The sequence below is a fragment of the Skermanella sp. genome, from assembly GCF_059503625.1.
Genome location: NZ_JCACHA010000987.1, coordinates 1 through 6,336, shown reverse-complemented (window position 1 = coordinate 6,336; position 6,336 = coordinate 1). Strand labels below are relative to the sequence as shown.

6 protein-coding genes and 1 pseudogene are annotated in these 6,336 nt (G+C 65.5%); 2 read left to right on the top strand and 5 right to left on the bottom strand.

Features of this window, described 5'->3' with window-relative positions; all coding sequences use genetic code 11:
- The 5 genes and pseudogenes from AC5JJ6_RS36160 to AC5JJ6_RS36140 all read right to left on the bottom strand — a co-directional run.
- Positions 1 to 215: pseudogene (locus tag AC5JJ6_RS36160) on the bottom strand (kinase); the annotation flags it as partial.
- A gap of 87 nt (positions 216 to 302) precedes the next feature.
- Positions 303 to 1,322, bottom strand: a complete 1,020-nt coding sequence (locus tag AC5JJ6_RS36155) for a GDP-mannose 4,6-dehydratase (protein WP_496046672.1) — start codon at positions 1,320 to 1,322, stop codon at positions 303 to 305.
- Between the two features lie 23 nt (positions 1,323 to 1,345).
- Complete coding sequence (locus AC5JJ6_RS36150; RefSeq protein ID WP_496046671.1) at positions 1,346 to 2,647, bottom strand: DegT/DnrJ/EryC1/StrS family aminotransferase; 1,302 nt, start codon at positions 2,645 to 2,647, stop codon at positions 1,346 to 1,348.
- A gap of 26 nt (positions 2,648 to 2,673) precedes the next feature.
- A complete protein-coding gene (locus AC5JJ6_RS36145; protein ID WP_496046670.1) occupies positions 2,674 to 3,741 on the bottom strand; it encodes an alpha-ketoacid dehydrogenase subunit beta in 1,068 nt (355 codons plus the stop codon).
- Positions 3,725 to 4,696, bottom strand: a complete 972-nt coding sequence (locus tag AC5JJ6_RS36140; protein ID WP_496046669.1) for a thiamine pyrophosphate-dependent dehydrogenase E1 component subunit alpha — start codon at positions 4,694 to 4,696, stop codon at positions 3,725 to 3,727. The genes AC5JJ6_RS36145 and AC5JJ6_RS36140 overlap by 17 nt, the downstream gene beginning before the upstream one ends.
- 386 nt (positions 4,697 to 5,082) lie before the next feature.
- Between AC5JJ6_RS36140 and AC5JJ6_RS36135 the strand changes: the two genes are divergently transcribed.
- The gene (locus AC5JJ6_RS36135; RefSeq protein WP_496046668.1) at positions 5,083 to 5,853 is read left to right on the top strand and encodes a phytanoyl-CoA dioxygenase family protein; all 771 of its coding nucleotides are present in this window, start codon (positions 5,083 to 5,085) and stop codon (positions 5,851 to 5,853) included.
- Positions 5,846 to 6,336 (top strand): FkbM family methyltransferase (locus AC5JJ6_RS36130; protein WP_496046667.1); only part of this gene is annotated, 491 nt, incomplete at its 3' end. The genes AC5JJ6_RS36135 and AC5JJ6_RS36130, both read left to right, overlap by 8 nt.

Here is a 6,336-nt window from a genome sequence, read left to right as displayed (position 1 = left end):
TGCTCGATTTCCGCATGGTCGCGGACAGTCTCGATCCGTGACCATGCGACCCGGCTCTTGTGCTCGAAGAAGGGCGGCAGCCGGCGGCAGGTGATGTAGCAGTACCGGTTGATGGTAGTCGCCAGCACGGCGCCGCCATGGTCCTGGAACCAGGCCGGGTAATCGCTGCCGCCGCCGAAGAACGAGATCCGGTAGGGGGTCTGGGTGATGATCATGGACGCGGTTCTTTCCCGTCCCGATGCGCATGACGGCCCGCGTCCTGGCCCAGGTCCTGGCCCGGTTCCTGGCCCGGTTCCTGGACGTCAGCGGACAAGGAAGCTGTCTCCCCGGCGGCCGACCTCGCCGCGCCAATAGTCGAGCAGGTCGCGCATCGTGCGCTCGAACGGGATCTGCGGTTCCCAGCCGGTATGGGCCTTGAAACGCCGGGTGTCCGGCACCTGGAGATCGGCGTCGATCGGCCGGAGCCGGTCGGGATCCTCCTCGACCCTGATCGCGTTGCCGCGCGGGGAGAAGCCGATCAGCGTGTCCAGGATCTGGCCGACCGAACAGCTATAGGTCCCGCCGATGTTGTAGCAGGCCCCGGCGATGGGATCGACCGTCACCAGCGCGTGATAGGCCCGCACGGCATCCCGGACATCGGCGATCGTCCGCAGCGAGTTCAGGTTGCCGACCTTGACGACCGGCTCGATCAGGTCCGCCTCGATCAGGGCGATCTGCTTGGCGAAGCTGGATTCCGCGAAGACATCGCCGCGCCGTGGGCCGGTATGGGTGAACATCCGGGTGATCAGCGTGGTCATGCCGAAGGCTTCGGCATAGTAGCGGCCGACCAGATCGGTGCCGACCTTGGAGATGGCGTAGGGCGAGGCGGGATGGAAGCTGCAATCCTCGTCGATCGGCAGCTTCTCGCGCGGGACCCGCCCGAACACCTCCGACGAGGAGCACACGTGGATCACCGCGTCCCTGGCATGATCCTTGAGCGCGTCGAGCACCCGCACCGTTCCCTGGACATTGGTTTCCAGCGTGTCGAGCGGGGCGTCGAAGCTGGTGCGCGGGAAGCTCTGGGCCGCCAGATGGAAGACGTAATCGGGCTGCGCCTGCCGCACCGCCTGCTGGATCGACAGCGTGTCCCGCAGGTCGCCGTAGAGCAGCCGGATGCGGTCGCCCCGGTTGATGCGCGGGACCAGCGCTTCCAGGTTGTTCAGCGGGCTGCGCCAGCGGCACAGGCCGAAGACGTCCCAGTCGGTATGCTCGATCAGGAACTCGGCCAGATGGGACCCGACCATTCCCGTGATCCCGGTGATCAGCGCGCGCGGCTTCGTCATTCCGTCTATCCATCCGATCCCGTTCAAGCCAAGCCGCGGTCGCGCATGAAGGCGCCGATCCGGTCGGTGACGTAGCTGCGCGCCTGTTCGCCGATCGCCTGATGGTTGCCGAACGAAAAGGCGTTGGTCATGACCCGCGTCCCGTTCCTCAGGTCGCCGACGACGCGGTGGGGCCAGTCCTTCAGGGCCGGCTGCAGGGCGATGTTGCCGCAGATGATCGGGCGCGTTTCGATCCCGGCCCGGTTGAGCGACGCGGTCAGGTCGGTCACGGCGAACGGCGCCGCGTCGCGGACGGTGATCGGGAAGCCGAACCAGGAATGACGGCCCTTGGGCGTTTCCTGCTGGAAGTCGAAGAACTCGCCGAAGCGGGAAAGGTCCTGCGCGAACCATGCGGCATTTGCCCGGCGGGTGTCGACGAACCCGGCCAGCTTCGGCAACTGGACCGAGCCCATCGCCCCCTGCAATTCGGTTGGCCGCAGGTTGTAGCCGACATTGACGAACAGGAACCGCTTGTCGATATGAGGATAGCGGTCGTACCAGACCTGCTGGTCCTCGACCTCGCGGACCCAGCCGTGGGCACGCAGAATTCTGTAAAGCTCCGCCAGCTCGAAGTCGTCGGTGACGCAGATGCCGCCTTCGAGCGTCGTCATGTGGTGGGAATAGTAGAAGCTGAAGGTGCCGACCCGTCCGAAGCCACCCAGCGGCTTGTTGTCGTAATAGGCGCCCAGCGCCTCGCAGCAGTCCTCGATCAGGATCAGGCCGTGCCGGCGGCACAGGTCCGTGATGGCGTCCATGTCGCAGGGATTGCCGTAGACCGGGACGATCATGACGCCGCGCGTCTTCGGCCCGATCGCCCGCTCGATCTGGGCCGGATCGATATTCAGCGTCAGCGGGTCGATGTCGACGATCACCGGGACCAGCCCGAGCTGGATCAGCGGCCATACCGTGGTCGACCACGACAGCGCCGGCACGATCACCTCGTCGCCCGGCTTCAGTCCGTCGCGGGCGGCGGGGTTGGCCAGACCGGCGATCGCCAGCAGGTTGGCGGAGGAGCCGGAATTGTTCATAACCCCGTGCCGCCAGCCGAAGAGATCGGCGAACTCCCGCTCGAACGCCTTGACCTTGCGGCCCATGGTGACATGGGTCGTCAGCATGCATTCCAGCGCCGCGTTGATCTCCTCCGCGCCGAACGTCGGCTCGTGAAGCCTGACGACGGGAGCGTCGGGATCGAAGCCGAAGTCGTGGGCGGCGGCGCAGTATGCCGAAACGCTGTCGCGGACAATTTCAAGAAGATCGGCCGGGTTCCGGCCGTCGGTGCTGGTCATGTCGGGTTCTCCCTCTGCCGCCCGCTTCAGAACGGGCCTTTGAATTCGACGATCTCGCGCGGGTCGTCCTGCGCGATGGTCCAGGCCGGCGCCCCGGCGCCATGGACAAGCTCATGGGCGGCGAGCGCTATCGACCACGATGTCGGATAGAAGATTTGTTCCAGCGGCCTCGTGGTCGGGCAGGGGGTCGGCAGATAGCCGAGCCGCTTCACCCTGAACGAGGACTCGCCCTGGAGCCGCTCGACCACCTGGGACACGATCTCGGCGCTGGCGCCGCAGTTCAGCCAGCCGTTGTCGACCACCAGAAGACGTCCGGTCCGCTTCACCGACGCGGCGATGGTGCCGATGTCGAGCGGCGCCAGACTGACGGGATCGATCACCTCGGCGCCGATGCCGCGCTCCGCCAGCAGATGGCCGGCGCGGAGGGCCTCCACCACCATGTGGCTGATCGCGACGATGGTGACGTCGGACCCGGCGGTCAGCCGGCGCGCCTGACCGAACGGCACCTCGTAGGCTTCCTCGGGTACGATGCCCTTGAAGCCGTACAGCATCCGGTGCTCGACGAAGACCACCGGGTTGTTGTCGCGGATCGCGGCGATCAGGCAGCCCTTGACGTCGTGCGGCGTGGTCGGCGCCACGACCTTCAGGCCCGGGACATGCATGAAGTAGGAATGGAACGCCTGGCTGTGCTGCGCGCCCTGGCCCCAGCTGCGGCCGATGACGGCGCGCACCACCAGCGGCACGGCATGGGCGCCGGAGAACATGTACGACTGCTTGGCCGCCATGTTGACGAGCTGGTTCATGCACAGCAGCAGGAAATCCATCCGCTGGTGGACCTGGATCGGGCGCAGGCCGGCCAGCGCCGCGCCGATCCCGATCCCCGTCATCGCGTCCTCGGAAAGCGGCACGTCGAAGTTGCGGTCGGCGCCGAACTCTTCGTGGAGGCCCAGGGTGGTCCCGTACATGCCCTTGGCGTCGTCGACGCCCTGGCCCATGACGAAGACATCCGGATCGCGGCCCATCTCCTGCCGGATCGCTTCCGCGATCGCCTGGGCATAGGTCAGGACGCGTTCGGCGCTATTGGGCGAAGACATGGTCGAATATTTCTTGGTCCGAGGGATAGGGGCTGTCTTCGGCATAGTCGATCGCCGCCGCCAGTTCGGTTTCCACCGCCTGCTCGACCGCCCGGCGCGCCGCTTCGCCGATGGTCCGGTCCAGGCGTTCCGCCAGTGCGGCGACCTGGTCTGCGGCGATCCAGCGGTCGAGTTCCGCCTCGCAGCCGGTCCGGTACTGCCGGTCGTCGCCGGGGCCGACATGGTCGTGCCAGCGGTAGGTCTCGCATTCGAGGAAGCGCGGACCCGACCCGGCGCGGATTGCCGCGATCGCCTCCGCCGCGGCATCGAGCAGGTCCGGCACGCCGCCGCCCTCGATCCGGCGGGCGGGAATGCCGTAGGCCTCGGCGCGGGCGCACAACCCCGGTCCCGCAAGACGGTCATCGACGCGCGAATATATGGCGTAGGAGTTGTTCTCGCAGACGAACAGGATGGGCAGTGTCTTGAGCGCCGCGAAGTTCATGCTTTCGTGGAAGGCGCCTTCGTCGGTGGCTCCCTCGCCGAAGAAATTGACCACTATGCCGGGACGCTTCCGGAGCTTCTGCGCAAAGGCGTAGCCGACCGCCTGCGGGATCGCCGATGCGACGATCGCCGAGGTGCCGACCATGCCGACGGAGGTATCGACCAGATGCATCGAGCCGCCCTTGCCGCGCGCGCAGCCGCCCGCCTTGCCGTAAAGCTCCGCCATCATGCCGTTGAGATCGCCGCCCTTGGCGAGATAGGCCGCGTGCCCGCGATACGTGGCGAACACCGTGTCCCGGACGGTCAGATGGGCGCACACCGCCGCCGCGACCGCTTCCTGGCCGATCGACAGATGGACCGGGCTCTTGATCTTGTCCGTCGGGTAAAGGCGGACGATCTCCTGCTCGACCCGCCGGATGAGATACATCGTCCGGTAGACGGAGGTAAGTGTAGCTTCGAAATCGGGATTCAACATGCGATTATTTCACCGATTCGCTTGAACACTAGTTTCAGGACTTTTAATTGACTCATGATAACTGAGGGTTTTCTTGGTGAAAGACCCTCGCGCCTGTAGATTTTCCATATCGGACAGCTTCGGTGCTGCCAAAGCAAGGGTTAAGCCTAACGGACTATTCCATTCTATCCTTACGGAATGGTTAATGAGATTTGTCCGGCTGTTGGGAATAGACATATCGGGTTATGTCTCACCGTAGCGGCGGCTGCGGCGGGGAGGCCGTGGCGGTACAATCCCGCTCCCAGCCGGATTCCCTTACTACTGACATACGCCCAAGCCTCGGATTATAGAAAAATTAACGCTCTTGGTCCTATCCAGTTACGGATAGGTCAACTGTGCAGAATGTCATGACCGAAACAATCTCGTTCCGATCGAACCCCGATGCCGCTCTGGCCCTGTTCAACGAACAGGGGTTCTTCATAGAGCAGGACGTCCTGTCCCCTGAGCAGTGCGACCGCGTCATCGCCGCGTCCCGAAGCCTGCCCAATGCCTTGAACGGCGATTTCCGGCCCCAGATGAACGTCCACAAGATGGACGCCGCCTTCTACGAGGTCATGAGCCTGCCGGCTATCGTGCGGGTCATGGATCTGCTGGTCGGCGGCGAGGCGTTCGGGTTGCAGAGCCAGCTCTTCATGAACCCGCCGGACCGGATGGGCATGGGCGTGCATCAGGACAACTACTTCGTCGAAGCCCCAAACGGCGCCTTCGCCTCCGCCTGGACGGCGCTGGTGGATGTCGACAAGTCCAACGGCGGCCTTTACGGCTATCCCGGCATTCACAAGTCCGGCCGCCGGCCGGTGCGCGAGGTGCTGGACAAGGCGAATGCCGGAATCACCTACGAGCGGACGGACACCCTGAGCGAGGAGACCGACCTTCCGGACGGGCTGGACAGGGTGGATGTCCGCATTCCGAAGGGAGCCGTCCTGTTCCTCCACGGCGACTTCCCGCACGGCTCCTACCGCAACATGTCCGATGGCCACCGCTACGCGCTGCTCAACACCTATATCCGGGCCGGCGAGCCTTTCCGACGCGGCAACACGGGCAAGCGGGAACAGGTGCCGGTCCGCGGGATCGCTCCCGCCGATTTCGTGGCGCGGTTCGAAGGACAGGATGTTTAAGGATGCGATCGGCTGGCTATCCAATCCGGCGCTCGATGCGCTGACCGGGCATCCACTGTTCGAGGAAACGGCCGTCGCCGCGTTCCTGGCCGAACAGCCGCTGACCTTCATCGATATCGGCGCCCGGGGCGGCACGCACCACCTCGTCAGGCCGGCCGCCGGCCGGGTGGCCGTCCTGGCGTTCGAGCCCGACCCGGAGGGCTACGAAACGCTGCTGGACGAGGCGGCATCGGGGACTCCGTGGGCGCATTTCCGGGTCGAACCGGTGGCTCTCGCCGGTCGTGAGGGCCGCATGCCGCTGCATCTGCTGGCGGTTCCGACCAACCACTCGCTGCTGCCGCCGAACGAGGCGTTCACCCGGCGCTACGCCATGGAGAAGTTTGCCAAAACCGGCGAGATCGAGGTGGAGGCCACGACCCTGGACCAAGTGATCTTCGGTGATGGCCGTCCGGGGGGGGCAAGGGAACGATCCGCATCGCAGCC